This is a genomic window from Neobacillus notoginsengisoli, assembly GCF_003515685.1.
Lineage (GTDB): Bacteria > Bacillota > Bacilli > Bacillales > Cytobacillaceae > Bacillus_D > Bacillus_D notoginsengisoli.
Genome location: NZ_QWEG01000017.1, coordinates 28,052 through 51,862 on the forward strand (window position 1 = coordinate 28,052; position 23,811 = coordinate 51,862).

Below are 23,811 nucleotides of genomic sequence, written 5' to 3' on the forward strand. Positions count from 1 at the left end.
ATTTTTTGACAAAAAAGCCCCAGAATGATTTCCGGGACTGTTCATTTATTTTACTTTTATTGTTGTTTTGCCAACGACTAAATACTTATTGTCCAAATAACCTTGCAATTCTACTTTAACTTCTCCCTTTTCCCATTTGAAGTCTTCCCGTTCAAATTTAAAGTGGCCTTTTTCGGCTTGTTTTTTCAATCCATTATTATCGGTTTTAGCCAAAACACCGTTTAAACTGACGGAAAGGACATCAAACGAATAAGCCTGGAATTCTTTCGGCAAATCAACTTTCACTGTAAAAATACCTTTATTCCCTGTCACCACTTTTGGAAGGACTTCAACGGAAACCGGAATATAAACTGAAAAAGTCTTTTCCAGGGCAGTGGTCCATCCTGCGGCATCAGTTACTGAAAGCTGGATCGTGTATGCTCCAGGTTGATTAAGAGCCAGCTGGTCTCCCTTGGAATACATCTTTCCGTTTACAATCATTTCTTCTGCTGCAATCTCGGATATTCCATCAAAAGCGAGATAATCCAATGTCAAAACAGTCCCAAGTTCGTATGCAGTTTCAACAGGAATCACTGCTTCTGGAGCGGACTTATCAATCTTGACTTCAGCGGTTTTTATTTGTTCGGTATTTCCAATTCCATCAACAGAATAATAAGAGATTTTCGTAATTCCTTCTTTGCTGATTTTAATAGAATTGGCCTCAACAAAGTCGGAACCATCGATGGAATAATAGGTCTTAACATCTTTACTGTAGGCATCCGTTGCGGAGAATGCCACATTGACGTCCTCATTAACCCAGCCAGAAGGAAGGATTGCCGTTGTCTCCGGGGCGGTCTTGTCAATTTTAACTTCGACAGTTTTAACTTCTTCCCTATTCCCAGCATGATCCACCGAGAAATACGAGACGATGTTCATTCCCTCTTCTACTACGGTAAAGGACGTTCCAGGCATGAATTCAGAACCGTTTATGGAATAATACGTTTGGTTGATTTTACTCAGTTCGTCCATTCCGGACAACTCAATTGTTACCCTTTGTGAATAGTCCGGGATAGTATTTATCCCTGTTTCCGGTGCCGTTTTATCAATTTTTACAAATACGGTCTTAAACTGTTCCGTATTACCGACGTTGTCGACTGAGTAATAGGTAATTTTATTGAAACCTTCCATTGTCACTAAGATGTGTGTACCTTCTTTAACCGGACCATCATTCAAGGAGTAGTAAGTATGTTTTACTCCCGTTTCATTATCGGTTGCCTGCAAAGTCACAATGACACTTTCCGTTGACCAGCCCTCGGGACCATTAAAAGTGGTTTCTGGCGCCGTTGTGTCAACGATTAGTTTTGCCAGCAAAATTTCTGAAGGCTTTGATTCCCCGAATGAATTGCTGTACGAAGTGACAACGTATTCATGATTCGCATAGGTCAGGTTTTCTAGTGTATAGGAAAGATTATTGATTTTGCCGGCAACAAGAACTGATTCTCCGTCAATGATTTCGTAAATATTATAGCCGTTCGCATAAGTGACAAAATCCCAGGTTATTCGGGCGCTAGTTTCACTGATTAGCTTCAGTGATGCCGCAGGTGCTTCCATGACAGGGTATACAATTGTTCTTTCGAAGCGGTTTGAAGGAAGTGATTCTCCAAAACGGGTGCTATAGGCCGTCACTTCAAATGAATGGGTTTCCTCTGTCAGGTTATAAACCTTATAAGTTAACGCAGGCCCTTTATAAATGAGCTCCTTGTCATTGCCCTTTACCTTATAGACTCTGTATTCATTTGCCCACGTAACAGCCGGCCAAGAAAGGGTGATGTTATTCGCATCGAACACCGTTCCATTCAGCTTCGGAGCCTGGACAACAGGCCAAGTCAGGTTAAACTCTATGGAACTGCCCTCCGGTGATTCGCCAAATCGGTCACTGACTGAATGGACAACATACTGATAATCACCCTCAGGCATATTTGTGAAGGTGGTGGAGGTTCCCGTCACCGTCCGCATTAAAACCTTCTCACCACTTACTATTTGGTAAACATTATATTCCTTCGCATAGACTGAGGTATTCCAACGTAATACAATATCATTTCCATTTGAAATCGTTTGAGTGAAATTCGCCGGCGCCTGCATGACAGGGAAAATCACCTTCATTTCAACTTGGCTTCCTTCCGGTGACTCGCCGAACCGGTCGCTGTATGAGTGGATGATATAGGAATACGCTCCCCCAGGCAGGTTGGCAAGTGTGGCAGACGTACCTGTTACGGTCCTGATTAAAGACTTATCACCGTTGTCCACTTGGTAAATTCTATACGAATTCGCATAGGTTGCGGCATTCCACTTTAGCGTAATATCGTTACCGTTTATGATCGATGCTGTTGCATTCAATGGCTTATCCATTACTGGATAAATAATCATCCCTTTCACTTCTGCACGATACGGTGAATCACCGAGCAAGGTGGAAAATGCACTGACGAGGTAGGTAAAATCCCCTTCAGGCATGTTCGCAAAGCTGGTGGATGTCCCGGAAATGGTTCGAACTAAGGTCTCTTCCCCTTCAGCAACTTTGTAAATTTTATAGCCGGTTGCATATTGGACAGAAGACCATTGGAGAGTCAAGTCATTTCCGTTTCTTACGGAAAACGATATATTCTCAGGCGCCGGTAATGCCTGCGCATCAACAGTCACTTCAAAAGAAGTGCCGGTCTTGGATTCTCCAAATCTTGTCGAGTAGGAATAAACTTCATAGCTGTATTGTCCTGGAACCATATTGCTGTAAGAAACAGTTTTACCGGCCACAGTACTTTTCAGCACTTTTTGCCCATTTGATATTTGGTAGACTTTATAGCTCATTGCATATTCGACTAGATCCCAACTTAAAGTAAAAGAAGTTGGGCTTGTCATTGTGTGAACCGGATTCTTTGGAGCCGCTATCTCAGGGTAATCGATCGAAACAGTGGCGGACGCCCCTTCACCTGATTCCCCGAAACGGGAACTGTACGCATAAATCCTGTAATCGAGCTTTCCTTCAGGCAGGTTTGAAAGTGTCGCAGAAGTACCCGAAATAGTTGATTTTAACACTTTTTGCCCATCGATAATTTGATAGATTCTGTAGTTCGTGGCAAACTCTACCGAAGCCCAGGTGAAATATACATCATTTACATTACGGACTTCATGAGCCACGTCTTGCGGCTTATTGAGAATAACTTGATCCAATGCAAATGAAATGGTTGTTCCTTCAACGGATTCACCGAATCGGCTGCTGTTTGCCGTTACTTGTATAACATATCCCCCCGCGGGCTGGTTCGACAAGGTTGTTGTCGTCCCGGTTAAGTTGCTCAAGAGTGTCCTTTTGCCATCGACAATCTTATATACGTTGTAATTTTCGGCATTGGGAGATATTGTCCAATTCAGTACGATATCATTGCCGTTTTGGACTTTATAGGTAAATTCTGACGGAGGCTGAATTTCTACCGCATCAATTGTGAATGATACAGGTGTCCCGTTCTCCGACTCTCCGTATCTGTCACTAAAAGAATACACTTCATACTGATAGCTGCCGGCCGCAAGCTTTGTGAAAGCAACGGATGTTCCGGACACTGTGCTTTTTAAAACTCTTTCACTATCAATGATTTGATAAACTTTATAGGCTGTTGCAAAGGCTGCCGATGTCCAACTGATGGAAGCATCGTTTAAGTTTTGAATTTTATACGATACATTTTCTGGCGCCAGCATAACAATTTCGCTGGTCGAAAACTTTACCTTGCTGCCTTCTGCTGATTCCCCGAAACGGTCGCTATAGGAATGCACAAGATAGCTATGCTCACCAGGGGAAACATTTTTTAGTGTAACGGAAGTACCGGTAATGGTATTCACCATTTGTTTTTGTCCGTCTAGAACTTCATAAATTCTGTAATTTACCGCGAATGATGAAGCCTGCCATTTTAGTGTTACGTCAGTCCCATTCGAAATGGAGAATGAAAGATTCGCAGGCGGAACCATCTCCGGGTAACCTAGTTCAACATTTATCTGGGTAGATGCTGGCGACTCCCCATATAAGGTATGGAATGCTGAAACAGCAAAAACATACGAGCCTTCTTTAGCTTTTGCCAGCGTATACGTTCTTGACGACGTTGTTGTTAACAGCGTCTTCTCACCATCTTCAGCAATTTGGTAAACATGATAGCTTGTCGCATATTGGGAGGCGCCCCAACTGATTGTAATATCGTTGCCATTCCGAATCGCTGAAGTTACATTATCCGGCGCTATCATATTCGGGTACACAATCTCCATACTTACCGGTGCGGAAGGACCCGACTCGCCTTCACTGGTTAGCGTTGAAACGACATAACGATAAGAACCTTCGGCTAGGTTGTTCAAGCTGTAGCTTGTTGAAGTTGTTGTTCCTAGAGGTACAATCTGCCCGTCCTTTATTTCATAGACTTTGTAGCCTGTCGCTCCGAAAACTGTGTTCCATGTCAATCTTCCGTCGTCAGGGGTAATTGATTGATACGCCAGGTTGCTTGGCGGAAGCATACTCGTATTTGCAAAAGCAGTGGCCTTTCCAAATGGGGTAACTAGTTGGAAAAGTAAAATTAGTGATAATAGGAGTGCTGATATTTTTGACCTTTTTTTGCCCATAAACTTGGACTTCCTTTCCTGTAAACACATGAAATTAGTTAGGTTATGAATCTTTGTTACTAAAAATATTCCATTTTTATGTAATAAAGCGTATAAAAAACGGCCATTGGAAACCCAATGGCCATTTAAAATTTTATGATTAACGAAGCAACTGAAGTACGCTTTGTGGCTGTTGGTTAGCCTGAGCAAGCATTGCTTGAGCAGCTTGAGCAAGGATGCCGTTCTTGCTGTTTTCAACAACTTCCTTCGCCATGTCAACGTCACGGATACGGGATTCAGCGGCTCCTAAGTTATTGGAAGTAGAAGCCAAGTTATTAGATGTGAATTCAAGTCGGTTTTGCTGAGCACCAAGGGTAGCGCGTGTTGTAGAGACTGTAGCAATTGCTGTATCGATCAATGCAATGTCAGCATCAAAAGTAGTACTTCCAGCCTTAACTCCATCAACCCCAAGATCTGCTGCCAAGAACTTTTGTGCGATATCAATTGTCATTATTTCCGTTGCATTTGCACCAATCTGCAATGTTTTACCTGCAAAATCACCATTCAACAATTTTGTACCGTTAAAATCTGTTCGGTTTGCTATATCATCCAATTGGGAATTAAGTTCAGTCAGTTCTGCATCAATCGCTTCAAGATCATTAGTGTCTAATGTATCACTTCCACCTTGAACAAGAAGTTCCCTCATGCGCTGTAGAACAGCATGAGATTCATTCAATGCTCCATCAGCAGTTTGGATAAGAGAAATACCATCTTGTGCATTTCTTTGAGCTTGATCCAACCCACGAATTTGCGCGCGCATTTTTTCAGAGATTGAAAGACCTGCTGCGTCATCCGCACCACGGTTGATACGAAGACCGGAAGAAAGCTTTTCCATGCTCTTCGCCTGGTTCGCGCTGTTAAGAGTTAGTTGGCGGTGAGTGTTTAGAGCTCCAATGTTATTGTTGATAATCATTTATGTACCCTCCTTTTATTGAGGAAATATTTTCCCTCTGTACTTTTATGTATCGACATGGTTTTTAAAATTGTAGAGGGTTACTCGTAAAAAAATTATTTTATCGCGATTTTTCTCCGTTCATTCTGAATGGCTGTTATTTCTTTAATGAGCTTTGTTTCGTCGCTTGGTGACAAATTTAAAAACTGGACGCCGTAAATCACTTTTTTCCTTTCCGGGTTTTCAATTTTGCGGACGATTCTGCCGTTAAATGAAAACAGCTCTTCGTTTAAATAAAAATGAATTCGGACGAAGACCATTTCCTTTAAAGGAAAATCTTCATCGCAAAGAACTCCAGCTCCTCCTGTGCTTACATCCAGCACCTTCACTTTAATGATTTCATCAACGTTCACTGCACCCATCTTTTTAACTTCCATCAACGATTCATCAATGCTGACGTGGACACGGTAATGCTCTCTGCTCTTGTCTTTTTTCTCTGTCTTTTTCGTTTTAGATTGTTTGGCTTTTTTCTGTTCTTTTGAATAAAAATAAATGGCTGAACAACTGATAAAAATAATTAAAGCGGCCAGTATGATTATTTGTGTATTCGCCATGCCCTTCACACTCCCCCAGTGCGATTGTCTCTTAAAATAAGATATCCCCATCACTGCTTTAAGCAAGATGGGGATTATGAAGCTATAAAACCGTTAGGACAGCCCAAGCTTAACTATTAGCGCAAGAAATCGGCAAGGCTTTGCTGCATGATTTTTGCTCCGGCGGACAGCGAGGCTTTGATGGCCGTTTCCTGTAAAGTTAATTCAGTAAAAGCTTTTGCGATATCGGTCCCTTCCAATTGGGCAAGCATTTTCTCTGTCAAAAAGTGAGCCTGATCCAATCTGTTCGATGCCTGCTCAAAAAGATTTTGGTTCGTCCCGATCATCGCCCGTTGACCAAGAACATGATCCATTTGCTTGTCTATATCCGGCAAAAAACCGTCAGGGTTTTCTCCGTTTTCCAAAGCTGAAGAAAGCGCTTCAAGCGTCTCAAACACATTTTTGCCAGCGACTGAATGGCCGAAGACTGATGCTGCACTCACTTGCACCTGAATCGCCATTCCTTTGCCGACTGCCCATTTCATTCCTTCCCCGCTGACAGGTTGAAGACTGCCGTCCTGATAAGGCTGAATGTGACTATCTTTTCCTGAAAACAGGTAGCCGCCGCCAAAAGTTGTATTTGCGATAGAGCCTGCCTGCTCAAGAAGCGAGCGGACTTCTATCGCAATATTTTTTCTGTCAACAGGGCTAAAAGTGTCATTACCTGCCTGAACGGTAAGTTCTCTTACACGCTGAAGGACTCCCGTTACATCATCCAGTGCGTCATCCATTGCCAGGCTCCAGTCAATTCCGTCATTGGCATTTTTCCGGTATTGTTCAAGCTGCATTAACTCCGTTTTATGACTCATGCTTTTTAATGCGGAACCTGGATTGGATGAAATTTTGTCATAAAGTTTACCTGACGATATTTGTCCCTGGAGCGTTTCAACCGCACGGTAATTCTTGTTAAGATTTCTCATAAATTGTTGGCTGATCATCTGATTGGTTACCCTCATCGCCAGCCTCCTTCCCGCAAAACATTACTTCATTCCGTTGATTAGTGTATTCAGCAGTTCATTGACGGCAGATACATAACGGGCTGCAGCGTTATATGCCTGCTGGTATTTAACCATGTTCGTCAATTCCTCGTCCGTTGAAACGCCGGATATCGATTGTCTTTGATTATCGGTTTGCTGAAGCAGCGCGTCCGCATTCCCGCTCCAATCCAACGCTGTACGAAGCTCTGTTCCAAGCTGCCCGGCAAGCAAATTGAAAAATTCCGCCGGGGAAGCATTCGTCCCGTTAATATTCATTTTTCCAAGCAGTGCTTCACTCATTGCCAGCACATTGGTACCGTCCCCAATGCTATCAGATGCGGCAGCTGCAAGTTTTGCCGGAAAATTCATCAACTTCGGGTTTATGACCATCCGGTCGGCGCTTGCCGGCGGCTGGTTAGGATCATCTTTATCCACGAAAAAGAGCAATTTTTCCGGCGGGGTATTCATTTCAAAATACTCAAGGCTCCTCGCATTTTCGGCACTATGTATTCCGTTCATGCTTTCAGCAATCGCAGTCGCCATTGCATCAATTTTCGCCCTCAAGTCAGGTATGGTTTCATTTCGTGTATCGAGCAGGCCTTTTAGTGCTCCGCCGGTCAGGCTGATCGTTGAATCGCCAACTTTCGCTTCACCGGTCACTGGGTCAATCGTAAATCCGGCTGAATCCTTGCCGTTCACCAATTGAACTCCGTCAATTGTGACATGCATCTGGCCATTTTTCCCTGGTGAAGGTTCAATCTTCACTAGACTTGAAAGTTGATCGAGCAGCAGGTCACGGCGGTCCATGAGGTCATTCGCCTGGTTTCCTCCGGCTGTCACTTGGGCAATTTTCAAGTTTAGAGCAGCAATTTCATTGGCTGTGACAGTAATTTCATTTGCCTTGGCTGTCAACTGGTAAGACATGCTTGTTTCAATTTGCGCAATATCAGCGTGAATTTTGTTCAATTGATCAGCAACATCTTTTCCGGACGCTACAGCCACCGCGCGCAGTGACAGATTATCCGGTTTTTTGGCAAGTTCCTGAAGGCTCTGCCAAAACTTTTGGATCGATGCGCTCACTCCTGTTTCTGACAGTCCGTCAAAAACACTTTCGAGCTCTGAAAGGCTCGTCGACCTGGCCTCCCAATAACCTGCTTCCTGGCTATGAGAGTGAAATTGCTTATCCAGATAGCCTTCCCTGATTCTCCGGAACTCGGAAACCTCGACTCCTGTCCCCTTCTGCATGGGTGTTGTCCCATTCTGCATACCTGGCGAAGAGAGGGGAAGTGTCGCATTTAATACAGCTTCCTGTCTCGTATATCCTTTTGTATTTGCATTCGCAATATTATATCCTGTTACACTGAGGGCTGTTTGCTGTGAAAGAATCGCCCTTTTCCCTATTTCCAAACCATGAAAGGTAGAATACATGTCCTTCTCCCCTATGCTTTTGCGTCAAACAGCCGAACGGATTCATTCATTTCCTTCGGGTTTGCCCCTGCGCTGTAAAGGCCGGAGCCTTCAGAAGCTGGCAGGATTTGATTAATCATGTATTGTGTATATGTCAACGATTGCTCGAGGAGCTGCTGGTTCAGGTGATTGACCCGGCCTATCTCCTCAAAGCGCTGTTGAAGAATCCCAAGAATTGATTTCATTTTTTCTTTCAGGTCGCCCTCGGGCTGCTGTTCAATCAGCCTCGTAAACGACTGGTTTACATCTTCCCCGATGGCCCTCGTCCGCTCTTCCTCAGCCTGTTTGATTTTTTTCAGGAGCTTTGATTCCTCGGAAATCAGAGGGAGAAGGAGATTGATATCACCTGAAATTAAAATTTCTTGCTTCTTCTTCGCAATCTCCAATAATTGTTTGTGCAGGTCCGCCAATAGCTGCAATACTTCCAGGAGCCTATTCATCCAGCTTGGCCCCGGATTTCCACAACGAAATCAATTTGTCGGCAATCTTTTCGCTGTCGACTTTGTATGTGCCATTTTCTATTTGGCTTTTCAGTTGCTGGATTTTCAATTCTTTATCTTTTTGAAGTTGAATTTGTGCTTCGTTTGATAGTTCCACTGTATCGACCTTGTCCTGCTTCGGTTCGTCCGGACGGCTGGTCTGGTTATTTTTCCGATAAGCCTGATAGGCAGCATCGATTCGGTTAACTGGATTGATTTTCATTGCGTCCGCTCCTTTCAAACTTATTCCTCACTTAATGTATCGGCCAAAATACTTTCGGTGTCTAGAGGGAAAAGGGCTTTTTTGCAAAAAAACACAATAATAAAACGGCGTGCACCATTTCTGGTGGCGAACGCCGCCTGTTTTCCGTTACGATCTGATAATTCCATTCGCTATTCCCATCATCTGGTCAGCATAACTGAGCGCCCGGGAATTGGCCTGGAATCCTCTCTGCGCCTTAATCATGTCGGTCATTTCCTCGTTCAGACTGACATTTGAGCCTTCGAGATAGCCTTGCTTAATCTCGTATGAATCGCCGGCTTGCAAAAACGTGTTCCCGCCGACGAGACTGTATACCCCGCCTTCATTTTTCAGCAATTGCGGATTCGTAAAGCCCACCAGGCCGATTTGCTGGTTCGTACCCGTAATTGTTCCGTCCGCCGCTACATTGAAAGTGGTTCCCTCATCCAACAATACAGGGGTTCCATTTCTGCCTAGAAGAACATCCCCTTGGGCATTCACCAGCTGATAACGGCCGGTTCCAATTGGGCTTTTCTGAAATGCTCCGCTTCTTGTAAACAGAATTTCCGTATCCGTGCCAGTTGATCGGCGTACTTGAAAATATCCTTGGCCTTCAATCATCAGGTCAAAAGGCTGTTCGGTTTGCTTTGGTGCGCCCTGGGTCAGATCCATTGGTGTTGCTGCCACTCTGGAGCCGTAACTTACGCGAATTCCAGCAGGAGAAAGCCGGCCGATTTCCATTTCTCTCTTAGGCTGGTTATCGATGGATGCGGCAAGATTTTCAGAAAACGCGGCTTCACGCCGTTTATATCCCGCTGTTTCCACATTGGCAATATTGTTAGCGATCGTATCGAGCTTCCCCTGATACGCCTTGATCCCCGTTGAAGCAATAAATAAAGATGAGCTCATAGTCTTTATACCCTTCCAATCGAATTTAATTGCTCTAGCGATTTATCATAGGTTTGAAGCACTTTCTGATTCGCTTCGTAAAGCCGGATGTTCGCCATCATTTCGGTAATTGTCTGGCCCATGTCGACATTCGATTGCTCAATCATTTTGTGCCGGATCAGCAATCCTGCTGGCAATTGATCGGCAATCATCGCCGGGCCAGCCCCTTCAAGCGTGAATTGTCCATTGTCCCTCTTGACGAGTTGTGACGGATTTTGCACAATCACGAAACCAATAGATCCGACCGCCGCTCTGCTTTGCGGATTATCCGGGTTTAGGATGATTTCACCATCAGCGGTAATTGAAATATCCTTCAGTTCAGGATCGAGACCGACAATGCGGTTTCCATTTTTACCCAAAACAAAATCTCCCGTCGACGTGACAAGTTCGCCATTTTCATTAACCGCAAACTGCCCATTTCTTGTTAACTGAAACTCACCTTCTCTTGTATGAACAGCGAAAAATGCAGCAGGTTTAACAGGACGGCCATCAATTACCGTTGGCACGAGTCCCTCATCCATGAGTGCAACATCAAAGGGCATATTCGTTTCTTTTAGGCTGCCTTGTATAAATAATGGCAGGATTTCCTGGTTGTAGACCCCCATTGAGATCGTTCCCAGCCTTGCCCTTGCCCCCTGCTGGTTTCCGCGGATTTGTTCGAGCAGCATTTCCGGAAAAGACCTGAGCGGGCTTGAATCCTGCTTGAATCCAGCGGTTTCCGCATTGGCCAGATTATTGGTCAATGCATCCTGTTTCCGCTGCAGCGCAATCATTCCCGATGCCGCGGAATCAATTCCTCTTAGCATTTTATTCTCTCCTCCCGACTACATGTACAAGTTTACTAGCAGTCCTTTAATTTCACCAAGTTTATCAAGAATGTCAACCGAGCTTGTCTGATTGTCGAAAACCCGATCAGATAGTTCAAGAAGTTTTGTATCAACCTGCTTGATCAAAATCAGCTTTTTATCCCGTCCATTTTGCTGAAAAGAGTTGTGCTGCTCAAGCGAATAGCCATTTTGGACAATTTCTTGCAAAAAATCCCGGATGGTCTGCTTATACTCCATTAAGTCCCGCATCGTCCTCGACACACTGAGGCGGACTCCACTTTGGTCGAGCTGCTTTAGCAGCGATTGAAGGCGCTCCTGGGTGAGGCCGGTTTGCTTTTCATGGAAAATCTGCTGAAAGACGGCCTGATCTTTCCCACGTTCCCGAACCTGAACAAATCGTTCCTGGTCAATTCTTTGGTGTTGCTGTATCCTCAATTTGGCCCTCCTTTTCCCGATGGCGGCAATATTATTTTTCAAAAATTCAATTGTCGAATTTTGGTTGGTCATTTACAATGTCAATTATCAAGCTAAACTAAAGATAAACCAAAGGAGAATTTCATGTCTAGTATTTTTGGAATTATATTGGCATTGCTCGCAATCGGATTTGGGATGATTTTAAAGGGCGCCCCAATGGCTTCCCTTAACAATCCGGCAGCTTATTTAGTTATTTTCGGCGGAACGGCCGCGGCACTTTTTGTCGCTTTCCCATTCCGGGAAATGAAAAAATTCCCGAAGTTGCTGAAAATCGCTCTTTTCGAACCGAAGCTTCTCCCCCAGCCACGCCAGATTGCCAGATTGATAGCCTGCGCGGAGGTTGCCAAGAAAGATGGCTTCCTAGCACTGGAGGGAATAGCCGAATCCACCGATGATCCTTTTTTCAAAAAAGGACTTGAAATGATTATCGATGGTTACGAGGCTGAATTTATCGAAGATGTGCTATTCGAAGAAGTTGAACAAATCCAAATGCGGCACCAGGCTGGCGCGCTTATTTTCACTCAGGCCGGCACATACGCTCCGACGCTTGGTGTCCTTGGTGCAGTAGTCGGACTGATTGCCGCCCTCGGGTCCTTATCGGAAATCGAAAAAATTGGCCATTCCATTGCTGCCGCGTTTATTGCCACATTGCTTGGGATATTCTCCGGGTATGTACTCTGGCACCCGCTTGCGAACAAGCTTAAGAGGATTTCAAAGCGAGAACAAGAGTCAAAACTCCTGATTATCGAAGGGCTGCTCGCGATTTACGGGGGAATTTTGCCAGGGGCGCTTGAGAAAAAACTGACTGTCCATCTCCCTATGTCAGAGCGTGAAGCTTATGAAACCATTGATAAGGCCGCTATGCTTGAGGAAATGTCGGCATGAGGAAGCGCAGAAGAAAGTTTGAAAATCACGATGAAGGGCATATCGATGAAACATGGCTCATTCCATACGCCGACTTGCTCACCCTTTTGCTAGCGTTATTCATTGTCTTATATGCGGCAAGTACAATTGATGCCGCCAAATACCAGTCCATCATGGAATCGTTCAAGTCGGAACTGACAGGAACGAAGATTCCGGATAATAATGCAGGCCTTAGCCCCCAGCTTCCAGCTGAAAATTCCGAGGAAGAAAAGCAGGATAAAAAGCAAAACGATTCCGAGTTGGACGGCTTAAGAGTAAAGCTGGAAAATTATATCAGAGATAATAAATTGGAGGCAGTGGTGTCACTCCAAGAATCGAAAAAGGGCGTCGAAGTTTCCCTGAAGGATCTCATTCTGTTCGATTCGGGCAGAGCCGAGTTAAAAGAGAGATCTTTTAAGACGTTGGATGGGATTGTCGGTTTGATCAAGACTGTCCCGAATCCTGTAAGTATTGAAGGACATACCGATAATGTTCCCGCCACCAATACGGTTTTCAGGACGAACTGGGAACTTTCAGCTGCGAGGGCAGCAAGCGTCCTTTACTATTTTGAGTCAAAGAACATCGAACCGAAGCGGCTGCAATTTTCCGGTTATGGAGAATACCACCCACTCGTCCCGAACAATTCTGACGTAAACCGCCAGGCAAACCGCCGGGTAACGATTGTCATTTTACGGCAAAATTAACAAAGCTGCCACCTGTTTAAAATTATATAAACATAACAAAAACGCCTGCCGATTCTATGAAATCAGCAGGCTTCTTTTTACCCAAAAATCCTTGAATTTAATTCCCCGCGCCCCTGTACTTTTTCACTCCCTCATTCCAAAGAAAAACAGAAAGGACGAAAAACAAGATGCCCATCACCGGCGTGAGAAACGCATAGACGTACCATTCTTCTTTCCTAAGAAACCATGCAGCCGGATACACGCCGACAAAGGCAAACGGCAAAATCCAGGTAAGCACAAAACGAATCACTTTGTTGTAAATATCAACCGGGTAACGGCCATAGTTGCCGATATTGTACATCATCGGCATGATCGAGGTTTTCGCATCCGCCCAGAAACTGATACAGGCAAGCATGACGAACACGCCTCCGTATATGAGCGCCCCGCCGGCCACAAATAAAAGGAAGAGAAGCGGGTCGGCCCAGGATAATTCAATTCCAAGCCTCGACCCGGCATAAACCATGATCGCGATTCCCGTTATCGCTCCAAACAAGCCTTCCAGCTCCAGGCGTTCTAGGATGATTTGAAACAAACTATGGATCGGCCTTGTCAGAATTCGGTCAAGCTCCCCTTTGACGATATAACGTTCGTTAAAGTCCCATATATTGAAGAACGCCGAAAACAAGGCATAAGGAACAAGGAAAAAGCCGTAGATAAAAATAATTTCATCCCTGCTCCAGCCATTCAACAAAGATGTGTGGCCGAAAACGACCAAAATAAATATAAAATTGACTGCCTGCGACAGCAAATCAGAAAACAATTCAACTACAAGGTCCGCCCTGTATTGAAGCCTCGTTTTCATATACTGTCCGGCATATTGAAAAAACATCGAAGCGTAAAACACGGTCAGCCCCCCTGAATAACGAGTTGTTTTTTTGCGAGCTGCCAGAAGAAATAAATCGGGATAAGCAGAAGCAAGACCCAACCTGCCTGCTGGGCAATTGCTTCAAGCGCCTGGCTGGTTGTGAATCCCTTTGTCACAATCATGCTTGGAAAATAGCTGATCCCCTGAAACGGCAGGAATTTCATAATGTCCTGTGCCCAGCCAGGGAAAAAACTCATCGGCAAAAGAAGGCCTGAAAACAGGTCAATGACGACCCTCTTTGCGCGAATCAGCCCTGTATTATTATATAAAAAGAACGTTGTAATCCCTGTCAGCAGATTTATTTGGGTATTGATCAGAAAGCTGAAGAAGATTGATATCGCAAAAAGCCCCCACACTGCCGGGTCGTAAAACAGCCGGATTGGAAAGACAAAGGCAACAAGAACCATGCCTGGCAGCGAAAAGAAAAACAGCCGGAAGATTCCTTCGCCAAGCCCTTGCATCACTTTCATACCGAGATAGCTGTATGGCCGGATCAGTTCGACAGCGACTTTTCCTTCCATAATTTCCATCGCCATTTCTCTGTCAAGGTTGTTGAAATAAAAAGCCCTCGCCATCCACGCAATCGCGACATAGGTCGTCATCTGCCCGACGTCCATGCCTTGGATGCTATCCTTGCCGCTGTATATGGCGTTCCAGAGAAAGTAATAGGCGCCAATATTAATGCTGTATATTAGTATTCCAGTATAGTAATTCGTCCGGTAAGCAAGCATCATCAGAAACCGGATCCGGATCATTTCAAGATACTTTTCCATCTGGCTCCTCCTCTATCACGCCGTACCTCGTTCATATATATTACGGATAATTTCTTCAGTTGAAATTTCATTGATTTTAATGTCTCTTATTTTGAAAGCAGAGACGACCTTGGAAATTACCTGGGAAATGACTTCGTCGATATCTTCCATCTGAGCGGTGAAGATTTGCCCTTTTTCATCCATCTCCCATTTCACCGGCATTCCCTTGGTCAACTGCTGGAGGGTGGCAAGTTCCGCTTTTTCCATCAATTCAAACTGAAGTTCCTTGCCCTCGCCCCATTTTTCCTTTAAATGATTCAGCGAACCATCGTAAATGATATTTCCCTCATCCAGCATGATAACCCGTTCACACAGCGCTTCGATATCGGACAGATCATGCGTTGTCAGCAGGATGGTCGTGTTGTACTTTTCATTAATTTCTTTTAGGAATTCCCGAATCCTTAATTTAACGAGTACATCGAGCCCGATCGTCGGCTCATCCAAAAATAGCAGCGGCGGATTGTGGATGAGTGCCGCGGCAAGCTCGCAGCGCATTCGCTGGCCAAGCGACAGCTTCCGTACCGGCTTGTCAAGAAGCGGGCCGATGTCCAGCGTCCGGATGACGTGGTCCATATGCGAATTGTAATCCGCGTCTGAAACCTTATAAACCTTTTTCAAAAGACGGAATGACTCCTGGACGGCGATATCCCACCAAAGCTGGGACCTCTGCCCAAAAACAACGCCAATCGTCTGGACAAAGCGCTCACGCTGTTTATGGGGATTCATTCCATTTACTACAATTTGTCCGGAAGTCGGTGTCAAAATTCCGGTCAGCATCTTGATTGTCGTTGATTTTCCGGCACCGTTTTCGCCAATATAACCAACCATTTCACCTTGTTTAACTGTAAAATTAATATCATTAACGGCACGAAGCGTTTTGTAATTCCTTGTAAACAAGTCCCGAAAGGCCCCCGATAGCCCTGAACGGCTCGAGTAAGACTTGAATTCCTTGCGCAGGCCGCTTACTTCAATCGCATTTGTATAATCCATTTTCAGTCCTCCAAAAAGCTGCACTCTATCCAAACAGTTTAGCCAATCCCCTTTTGTAAAACAACTACCTTGCATTTGTATTACGTTGAGGGGCCTGATTAAGAGCTGAGTCACTTCTGTATTCGGACTCTTAACAAGTTTTTAAAGCTCCGAGTGTCCGAATCAACCCTGTATTCGGACTCTTAACGAGTTTTTAGAGCTACGAGTGTCCGAATCACCTCTTCATTCGGACTCTTAACGAGTTTTTAGAGCTCCGAGTGTCCGAATCATCACTGTATTCGGACTCCGAACAAGTTTTTAGAGCTCCGAGTGTCCGAATCATCACTGTATTCGGACTCCGAACAAGTTTTTAGAGCTCCAAGTGTCCGAATCAACACTGTATTGGACTCCGAACAAGTTTTTAGAGCTCCGAGTGTCCGAATCAACCCTTTATTCGGACTCTGAACGAGTTTTTAGAGCTCCAAGTGTCCGAATCAACACTGTATTCGGACTCCGAACAAGTTTTTAAAGCTCCAAGTGTCCGAATCAACACTGTATTCGGACTCCGAACAAGTTTTTAAAGCTACATGAGTCCGAATCAACCCTGTATTCGGACTCTTAACAAGTTTTTAGAGCTACGAGTGTCCGAATCACCTCTGTATTAAGACACTTTCCAATATTAGGGCTCTAAGAGTCCGAACGATTGGCCGGTAAACGGTTAAATTTTGCCGACGGGAAGTCGTGCCGCAAGCCGACATATACCCGAAAACCATGCTATTATTAGGAAGGACTTATTTAAGGAGGTTTTACCATGAATTTTTCTAATTCCGAAAAATTACATAGCGAAGCACTGGAGCATATTGTTGGCGGGGTGAACAGCCCTTCGCGTTCCTACAAAGCTGTCGGCGGCGGCTCGCCAGTTGTAATGGAGCGAGCGGCCGGCGCCTATTTCTGGGATGTCGACGGAAATCAATATATCGATTATTTGGCTGCCTACGGGCCAATCATTACTGGTCATGCGCACCCTCATATCACTAAGGCGATTACAAAAGCGGCGGAAACCGGTGTCCTGTACGGAACGCCTACCCCGCACGAAATTACTCTGGCAAAAATGCTGAAGGAAGCCATGCCTGGGATGGACAAAGTCCGCTTTGTCAACTCCGGCACAGAGGCGGTAATGACGACGATCCGTGTGGCCCGCGCTTATACAGGCCGCGACAAAATCATCAAGTTCGCCGGCTGCTACCACGGCCACTCCGACCTCGTGCTCGTCGCAGCAGGTTCCGGTCCTTCAACACTTGGGACACCGGATTCAGCCGGGGTACCTAAAAGCATCGCCCAGGAAGTCATTACGGTTCCATTCAATGAAGTAGATCCGTTAAAGGAAGCGCTCGAAAAGTGGGGCGACCAGGTTGCAGCGGTTATGATTGAGCCGATTGTCGGCAATTTTGGCATCGTTGAACCGAAACCGGGATTCCTTGAACAAGTAAAGGAGCTTACCCACGAGGCAGGCGCATTATTGATTTTTGATGAAGTCATCACGGCTTTTCGCTTTATGTACGGTGGAGCCCAAGATATGCTTGGCATTACGCCTGATTTAACAGCGCTTGGCAAAATTATCGGCGGCGGGCTGCCGATTGGCGCTTACGGCGGCAAACAGGAAATCATGGAAAAGGTTGCCCCGCTCGGTCCTGCATACCAGGCTGGTACGATGGCCGGCAACCCGGCATCCATGCTTTCCGGGATTGCCTGTCTTGAAGTCCTGAAACAAGAGGGCGTTTACGACTACCTTGACCGGCTTGGCGAAATGCTGGAGAACGGCATTCTTGAAGCCGCGGAACTACATGGCGTTCCAATTACAATTAACCGGCTGAAAGGTGCGTTGACGATTTACTTTACAAAAGAAAAGGTAGTCAACTACGACCAAGCCGAAAATACAGACGGTGAGATGTTCGCCAGATTCTTTAAGCTAATGCTTCACCAAGGCATCAATCTCGCTCCCTCCAAATATGAGGCGTGGTTCCTCACGATTGCCCACAGCGAAGAAGACATTGAAGCAACACTCCACGCAGTCGATCAAGCGTTTTATCAATTAATGAATGACTAACATTAATAAACCAGGGCGGAGTCGTCCTGGTTTATATTTTGCAAAAATGATTTAGAAATTGATTTAAGGATATTGTTAAGTATTGGAAGTAAACCTTGCTGAAAGTATACTGGACAGTTTTTCATTTTCGGCTATACTTGTCGTAATGAGATTCATTTTGAAAGGATTTTAACGATGAAGCTAGGTGCGCGCATAGTAAAAACGGGCATTGCAATCGTACTAGCCCTATTCATAAGTAATCTATTACATGCCCCTTCGCCGGTCATGGCCGGAATTGCGGCCATTTTTGCCATACAGCCGACGATTTACAGGTCGTACCAGTCCATTCGCGACCAGGTGCAGGGAAACCTGATTGGCGCATTGACGGCCATTGTCTTCGTCCTGCTCCTCGGGAACCATATTGTCGTCATTGGGCTCGCGGCGATTATTGTCATCACCCTGAACCTCAGGTTCAAGCTTGAAAATACGATCGGCCTCTCTCTTGTGACACTTGTTTCAATTATGGAGTCGCCGGGGGACCAGTTTCTTGAATTCGCCGCGATTCGGTTCGGCACGATTATGCTTGGGGTCTTTTCAGCTTTCGTCGTCAATCTTGTTTTCCTGCCGCCGCGCTATGAAAATAAGCTCTATTATAGAATTTCGGGCGCAACCGATGATATTATCCGCTGGATCAGGCTGACGAGCCGGAATGCATCCGACCATAACCTGCTGAAAAACGAAATTGAAAGGCTTCATGATACGAAAGTGAAGATGGATTTGCTTTATACGATGTACAGAGAGGAAAGGCGATACTTTAAGCGTGACGAAGCTGTAAAAGCAAGGAAACTCGTCATCTACCGGCAGATGATTTCCACGGCGCGCAGGGCACTTGAAACGCTTATCCGGCTCCATCGTTACGAGAATGAATATCGGCTCCTTCCCGAAACATATCAGACGGCCATTCAGGAGCAGCTTGACTGCCTGATTACCCAGCATGAACAAACAATGCTGAAATATATTGGAAAGGTCCGGCCGGAATCCGCGCTTGAACACCCGGTCCCATGCCTGGATAAAAAGGAAATCATCCATCTATTCATTTCAAGGCAAAATGAGTACGAAGATGAGGGTGAGGACGACAACCACCTTTACCATACAATGCAAATTTTTTCTTCCATTCTTGCCTACGGCGAGTATGTGGAACATCTGGAAATGCTCGTGACAAGCTTCCTCTCCTATCATCAGGAAGATAATGAAGTCCAAATCGAGGAACAGACAGAGGATTAATACAGAAAAATGCTTAGGGCATAAAACCCTAAGCATTTTTTAGTTTGGCCTCTAGTAAGCTTATGAATCTGTTTCAGTTTTCTGTTCCAACTGCTGGACCTGGAAAAGTTTATAATAGCTGCCCTGTTTTTCCATCAATTCATCGTGCGTACCTGTTTCGACGATCCTGCCGTGCTCAATCAGGACAATTTTATCGGCATGGGTAATCGTTGACAGCCGGTGGGCGACGATGAAGGTTGTCCTGTCTTTTGCCAGCTTCTCGAGCGCTTCCTGGATTTGATGCTCACTCTCAAGGTCGAGTGCTGACGTTGCTTCATCGAGGATAAGAATGGGCGGATTTTTTAGGAAAACCCTTGCAATGGCAACTCGCTGTTTTTGCCCGCCGGAAAGCTTGACTCCCCTTTCGCCCACCTTTGTTTCATACCCTTCCGGCAAGTTGGCGATGAATTCTTGGGCATTGGCAGCCAGCGCCACCGCTTCCACTTCCTCATTGGAAGCCCCCGGCTTTCCGAGCAAAATATTTGACCTGACCGAATCGCTGAACAAAATGTTATCCTGGAACACAACGCCAATTTTATCCCTCAGCATCTGTACCTTGAAGTTGCGGATATCGACGCCGTCAAGAAGGATCTGCCCTTCCTTCACATCGTAAAACCGTGGAATCAGGCTGACGAGCGAGGACTTTCCTCCGCCGCTCATACCGACCAGCGCAATCGTTTCTCCTTTATTCGCTTCCAGATTAATATTCTTTAAAACTAGTTCCTCTTCATCCTCGTAAGCGAAACTCACATTTTTAAACTCAATTTTCCCGTTGACGGTTTTTAGGTCCATTGCATTCGGCTCATCGACAATATCATACTTCTCGTCAGCGAACTCAAACACCCTGTCCATCGAGGCGAACGATTGGGTAATCGTCGTCGATGAGTTGACGAGCCTGCGGAGCGGATTATAAAGCCTGTCGATATAGGCAATGAAAGCGATCATCGTTCCAAGTGTTAGCTGATTTTCTATCACAAGATAACCGGAATATCCGATGACGATCAACGGCGCAATATCAGTAATCGTATTGACGACCGCGAATGCTTTCGCGTTCCAGCTCGTATGCTCGAGTGCTTTTTGCAAAAAATTTCTGTTTGTGCGGTCAAACTGTTTCTGTTCATGCTCCTCAATGGCAAAGCTTTTGATCACAGCCATACCCTGGACCCGTTCATGAAGGTAACTTTGGACTTCCGCGAGCGCCTGTGAGCGGTTCCTCGTCAGGGTTCTCAGATTACCAAAAAAGTATTTGACGGAAAAAGCATAGAGGGGGAACAGAACAAGCGACACGAGCGTCAACTTCACGTTCATTGTGAACATAACAGCGATGGCAATCAAGATTGTCGCGACATCAAGCCACAAATTCATAAGGCCAGAAATGACGAATGCCTTCGTCTGCTCGACATCGTTAATGACTCTCGAGATAACCTCGCCCGCTTTCGTATTCGAATAATATTTGAAGCTTAACTTCTGCATGTGGTTATATAGATTATCCCTGATATCATACAGGATTTTGCTTGAAGTCCACTGGGCAAAATATTGCCGGTAATACTCGATCGGCGGCCTTAAGATGACAAATATGACCATCATGATGCCCATGATCCAAAAAAGCTTGTCCAGCTTATCTGCTTTTGCAAGATCGGGGTTTCCAACAATATCATCCACCACGTACTTTATAAGGATGGGAATGATGAGAGGAATGGCAAACTTAAGGATTCCAATAAAAATGGTCCCGACAATTTGCCATTTGTACGGTTTTACAAAATGGAGGTATCTCCGTATGCTGTCCAACTCTGCTTCCTCCTTTCAAACAAAAACCTGTTGATCGACGTCAACAGGGCATGAAAAAGGAACGGGCCTGTCCCTACTTTCGGTGGGTCAGGTACCGTTCATACCAGGCATCAATGAAATCCGGTGAAAATGGCCCTTTTCGCTGACGGATCCACCTCATCAGCTTCTCTACATTCCGCTTAAGAATTTGGTCAATGACATCTGGATAGTTCATTTCACGGCGGTGGCGCTCGTATTCATCTTCATCGAGCAAATTAAAGGTCATATCCGGAAATACCTTTATATCAAGGTCATAATCGATATATTTCAGAATCGAACCATCAAAAATAAACGGGGAACTCAAATTGCAGTAGTAATGGACACCGTCCTCACGGAGCATTCCAATTACGTTGAACCAGCATTCTGAATGGAAATAGCAAATAGCGGGCTCCCTCGTCACCCATGTCCTCCCATCGGATTCAGTGACAACCGTTCTGTCATTTCCGCCGATCACTAGGTGTTGGGAGGCTTTCAAAATGGTGGTTTCGTCCCATATACGATGGATATGACCATTGTGTTTGTAGCTGTGTATCTGCATTGGTTCTCCTTCGATGGGTAAACCCATGAATCTCCCCTACTTTCATCTGCCGAACGCTTTGCAACCTATCATAAACTAAAAAAACGACAAAAGGCAACAAAAGGCTATTCCTGTTTTCTCCTATTATAACGGTTAGCAATAATTTTTAAAACAAAAGAGCCACTTTTAACTAACAAAATGGCCCCCAATCCCTGCAGTTGCATTTAACGAAGAAGCGGTTCATAATCCCCGTTTCCACCCTTGTAGGAACGAATGACTTCTTCTGTCTGTTCTTCAAAAATACGCTGGATTTCTCTCAGTTCATTTTTCATTTCCATAATTTCTTCCTGTATGATATCTTGTCCTGTTTCATGTTGCAGGCTATGCAACTGCTTCTGAATTTCGAGGCAGCGTTCCAGTTCCGATTGTAAAAAAAGTAGCTTTTCCATTGTTTTCATCTGTTCCGCGATCATCTCGTTAAAAGTTTTCATTGCGCCACCGCCCTGCTTCTGAAAATTTTAGCGAGTGCTCCTTTTAAGCTGTAGGAGCTCTCACCTGCTCCCCTATGTATTCTTGAATTTACCGCTTTTTCCTTTGACTAGTTATGTGGCTTTTATAGAAGTTTTGTCGAAAGAATTTCCCAGTTCGTTTATTGCATGCAAAAAGGCACCCTCCATTAAGAAGGGCGCCTTATGCATGCATTTAGCTGTTTTGGTTTTTACGGCTTTCAGCTTGTTGATTTTGGCGTCTTACTTCTTGAGCATTTGTTTCGCTCCCGAATTCAGTGCCGTATTGGCCTTGTTGGCCTTGTTGACCTTGTTGGCCATGGGCAGCTTGCTGGTTTTGGCGCCTTACTTCTTGAGCGTTCGTTTCGCTCGCGAATTCAGTGCCGTACTGGCCTTGGCCAGCTTGTGCGTTTTGCTGCCTTACTTCCTGGATGTTTGTTCCAGAAGATGTTCTGCCAGCTTGTTGGTTGAATTTTGCCATTGTAATCACCTCCACGGTTATTAATTTGTCCATGAAGGTGAGGGACTATCCCGAAATTTATTTAAAAAGGCTTTTTATATTTTTCCTGCTTTTTATGGTTAATGGATCTATTCTATGTGACCGTTTGGCAGTCGCCGAGCCAATTTGGGCCTAGAGGCAGCTTCTCTGTGACCGTTTGGCCGTATCGCGAGCTTTTTGGACTTAGAGACCGCTTCTCTATGACCGTTTGGCCGCTACCCAAGCCATTTGGGGCTTAGAGGCGTTTCCTATTCCCGTATTGAATGTAAATTCCCATGAAGACGAGATATGGAACCAGACGTCCCATTTGCAAACTTAATTCTATCGTGTTTTAAACGAGCAAGGAAATCCCCCCGTCAACAATAATCGTTTGGCCGCAGATCATGCCGGACTGATTGGAAACAAGGAATAGGATGCAATTGACTAGATCGTCTATTTCTACCATTCTGCCGGCAGGCGTTTTCCGTCTCGCTTCTGCTAAAAGCTCTTCCCTGTTCGGGAAATGCTTTAGCGCCTCTGTATCTACGGCTCCCCCTGATACGGCATTGACAGCAATGCCCTTCGGAGCAAGTTCGACTGCCAGATAGCGTGTCAGCGCCTCAAGCGCGGCCTTTGATACACCGACCGTTGTATAGTTTTCCAAATAACGGATCGAGCCAATTGAACTGATGCTGACAATCTTCCCGCCGCCATTCCTCTCCATCAGCCTGGCTGCTTCCTGGGCGCAAAAAAGAAGCGCTTTGCTGTTGATGTTCATTGTCCAATCCCAGTGTGATTCCTCGAGTTCCATTACAGGCCTCAATACCCCCGATGCTGCGTTGTTAATGAAAACATCGAGGCGGCCGAATTCCTCTTCAACCTTTGCAAACATCGCGCGGATTTTTTCCACGTCTCCAACGTTTGCTCTAATAATGATTGCTTTACGACCCAGGGCTTCTATTTCAGCCGCTGTTTCAAGCGCGGCACTTTTGCTCCGCGCATAATTGATGGCGATGTCATATCCTTCTTTTGCAAGGCGGAGTGCGGCAGCCTTGCCTATTCCCCTGCTGCTTCCAGTAATGAGTGCTACTTTCTGTGTCATGGCGTAAATTCCTTTCCTGCTATGTTTGTTTTTATTTTAGCGTTTCCGGGTATA

The 23,811-nt window shown here is 45.2% G+C and carries 23 protein-coding genes; 4 read left to right on the top strand and 19 right to left on the bottom strand.

All coding sequences use genetic code 11. From position 1 onward, the window contains the following. Window positions 1–45 precede the first annotated feature (45 nt). The 11 genes from D1B31_RS20610 to D1B31_RS20655 form a co-directional block, all read right to left on the bottom strand. Window positions 46–4,629, bottom strand: coding sequence for an OmpL47-type beta-barrel domain-containing protein (locus D1B31_RS20610; protein ID WP_118923990.1), 4,584 nt, complete (start codon window positions 4,627–4,629; stop codon window positions 46–48). 139 nt (window positions 4,630–4,768) lie between these two features. Next, window positions 4,769–5,581, bottom strand: coding sequence for a flagellin N-terminal helical domain-containing protein (locus D1B31_RS20615; RefSeq protein WP_118923992.1), 813 nt, complete (start codon window positions 5,579–5,581; stop codon window positions 4,769–4,771). Between the two features lie 95 nt (window positions 5,582–5,676). Continuing rightward, a complete protein-coding gene (locus tag D1B31_RS20620) occupies window positions 5,677–6,174 on the bottom strand; it encodes a flagellar brake protein (protein WP_158587632.1) in 498 nt (165 codons plus the stop codon). Between the two features lie 116 nt (window positions 6,175–6,290). Beyond that, complete coding sequence (flgL, locus tag D1B31_RS20625; protein ID WP_118923996.1) at window positions 6,291–7,169, bottom strand: flagellar hook-associated protein FlgL; 879 nt, start codon at window positions 7,167–7,169, stop codon at window positions 6,291–6,293. Window positions 7,170–7,193: 24 nt separating this feature from the next. Next, window positions 7,194–8,618 (bottom strand): flagellar hook-associated protein FlgK, encoded by a 1,425-nt coding sequence (gene flgK / locus D1B31_RS20630; protein ID WP_118923998.1) that lies wholly within the window; start codon window positions 8,616–8,618, stop codon window positions 7,194–7,196. An 11-nt stretch (window positions 8,619–8,629) separates the two neighbouring features. Then, complete coding sequence (locus D1B31_RS20635) at window positions 8,630–9,097, bottom strand: flagellar protein FlgN (RefSeq protein ID WP_118924000.1); 468 nt, start codon at window positions 9,095–9,097, stop codon at window positions 8,630–8,632. Further along, entirely contained in the window at window positions 9,090–9,359 is a 270-nt protein-coding gene (gene flgM / locus D1B31_RS20640) for a flagellar biosynthesis anti-sigma factor FlgM (protein ID WP_118924002.1), read from the bottom strand. The genes D1B31_RS20635 and flgM overlap by 8 nt, the downstream gene beginning before the upstream one ends. A gap of 20 nt (window positions 9,360–9,379) precedes the next feature. Beyond that, window positions 9,380–9,526 carry a hypothetical protein gene (locus D1B31_RS24475; protein WP_158587633.1) on the bottom strand — a complete coding sequence of 49 codons (147 nt, stop codon included), beginning with the start codon at window positions 9,524–9,526 and terminating at the stop codon, window positions 9,380–9,382. After that, window positions 9,507–10,286: a flagellar hook-basal body protein gene (locus D1B31_RS20645; protein ID WP_118924004.1), complete on the bottom strand. Its 780-nt coding sequence runs from the start codon at window positions 10,284–10,286 to the stop codon at window positions 9,507–9,509. Before D1B31_RS20645 ends, D1B31_RS24475 begins: the two co-directional genes overlap by 20 nt. A 5-nt stretch (window positions 10,287–10,291) precedes the next feature. Next, window positions 10,292–11,131, bottom strand: a complete 840-nt coding sequence (locus D1B31_RS20650; protein WP_118924006.1) for a flagellar hook-basal body protein — start codon at window positions 11,129–11,131, stop codon at window positions 10,292–10,294. Between the two features lie 18 nt (window positions 11,132–11,149). Then, a complete protein-coding gene (locus tag D1B31_RS20655; RefSeq protein ID WP_158587634.1) occupies window positions 11,150–11,587 on the bottom strand; it encodes a YaaR family protein in 438 nt (145 codons plus the stop codon). A gap of 123 nt (window positions 11,588–11,710) precedes the next feature. Here D1B31_RS20655 and D1B31_RS20660 point away from each other — a divergent pair, with 123 nt between their 5' ends. After that, window positions 11,711–12,511 carry a MotA/TolQ/ExbB proton channel family protein gene (locus tag D1B31_RS20660; protein WP_118924011.1) on the top strand — a complete coding sequence of 267 codons (801 nt, stop codon included), beginning with the start codon at window positions 11,711–11,713 and terminating at the stop codon, window positions 12,509–12,511. Beyond that, window positions 12,508–13,233 carry a flagellar motor protein MotB gene (locus D1B31_RS20665; RefSeq protein WP_118924013.1) on the top strand — a complete coding sequence of 242 codons (726 nt, stop codon included), beginning with the start codon at window positions 12,508–12,510 and terminating at the stop codon, window positions 13,231–13,233. The genes D1B31_RS20660 and D1B31_RS20665 overlap by 4 nt, the downstream gene beginning before the upstream one ends. Before the next feature lie 97 nt (window positions 13,234–13,330). On the opposite strand, the gene D1B31_RS20670 is transcribed toward D1B31_RS20665, so the two are convergent. Genes D1B31_RS20670 through D1B31_RS20680 form a run of 3 tightly spaced genes read right to left on the bottom strand, consistent with a single transcriptional unit; the run spans window position 13,331 to window position 15,939 of the window. Then, window positions 13,331–14,116 carry an ABC transporter permease gene (locus D1B31_RS20670; RefSeq protein WP_118924015.1) on the bottom strand — a complete coding sequence of 262 codons (786 nt, stop codon included), beginning with the start codon at window positions 14,114–14,116 and terminating at the stop codon, window positions 13,331–13,333. A 2-nt stretch (window positions 14,117–14,118) separates the two neighbouring features. Next, window positions 14,119–14,910 carry an ABC transporter permease gene (locus D1B31_RS20675; RefSeq protein WP_118924017.1) on the bottom strand — a complete coding sequence of 264 codons (792 nt, stop codon included), beginning with the start codon at window positions 14,908–14,910 and terminating at the stop codon, window positions 14,119–14,121. 15 nt (window positions 14,911–14,925) lie between these two features. Continuing rightward, window positions 14,926–15,939 (bottom strand): ABC transporter ATP-binding protein, encoded by a 1,014-nt coding sequence (locus tag D1B31_RS20680; RefSeq protein WP_118924019.1) that lies wholly within the window; start codon window positions 15,937–15,939, stop codon window positions 14,926–14,928. Window positions 15,940–16,729: 790 nt separating this feature from the next. Here D1B31_RS20680 and D1B31_RS20685 point away from each other — a divergent pair. Further along, on the top strand, window positions 16,730–18,025 hold the full coding sequence (locus tag D1B31_RS20685; protein WP_118924021.1) for a glutamate-1-semialdehyde 2,1-aminomutase: 1,296 nt from the start codon (window positions 16,730–16,732) through the stop codon (window positions 18,023–18,025). A gap of 174 nt (window positions 18,026–18,199) precedes the next feature. Continuing rightward, window positions 18,200–19,288 (top strand): FUSC family protein, encoded by a 1,089-nt coding sequence (locus D1B31_RS20690; protein ID WP_118924024.1) that lies wholly within the window; start codon window positions 18,200–18,202, stop codon window positions 19,286–19,288. Window positions 19,289–19,348: 60 nt separating this feature from the next. Here D1B31_RS20690 and D1B31_RS20695 read toward each other — a convergent pair whose 3' ends face one another. The 5 genes from D1B31_RS20695 to fabL form a co-directional block, all read right to left on the bottom strand. Then, window positions 19,349–21,115 carry an ABC transporter ATP-binding protein gene (locus tag D1B31_RS20695; protein ID WP_118924026.1) on the bottom strand — a complete coding sequence of 589 codons (1,767 nt, stop codon included), beginning with the start codon at window positions 21,113–21,115 and terminating at the stop codon, window positions 19,349–19,351. Window positions 21,116–21,188: 73 nt separating this feature from the next. Then, window positions 21,189–21,719, bottom strand: a complete 531-nt coding sequence (ntdP, locus tag D1B31_RS20700; protein ID WP_118924028.1) for a nucleoside tri-diphosphate phosphatase — start codon at window positions 21,717–21,719, stop codon at window positions 21,189–21,191. 176 nt (window positions 21,720–21,895) lie between these two features. Continuing rightward, a complete protein-coding gene (locus tag D1B31_RS20705) occupies window positions 21,896–22,162 on the bottom strand; it encodes a YgaB family protein (RefSeq protein ID WP_118924030.1) in 267 nt (88 codons plus the stop codon). A gap of 211 nt (window positions 22,163–22,373) precedes the next feature. After that, window positions 22,374–22,658, bottom strand: coding sequence for a gamma-type small acid-soluble spore protein (locus D1B31_RS20710; RefSeq protein ID WP_118924032.1), 285 nt, complete (start codon window positions 22,656–22,658; stop codon window positions 22,374–22,376). A 349-nt stretch (window positions 22,659–23,007) separates the two neighbouring features. Then, complete coding sequence (gene fabL / locus D1B31_RS20715) at window positions 23,008–23,757, bottom strand: enoyl-[acyl-carrier-protein] reductase FabL (RefSeq protein ID WP_118924034.1); 750 nt, start codon at window positions 23,755–23,757, stop codon at window positions 23,008–23,010. Between the last annotated feature and the right edge of the window lie 54 nt (window positions 23,758–23,811).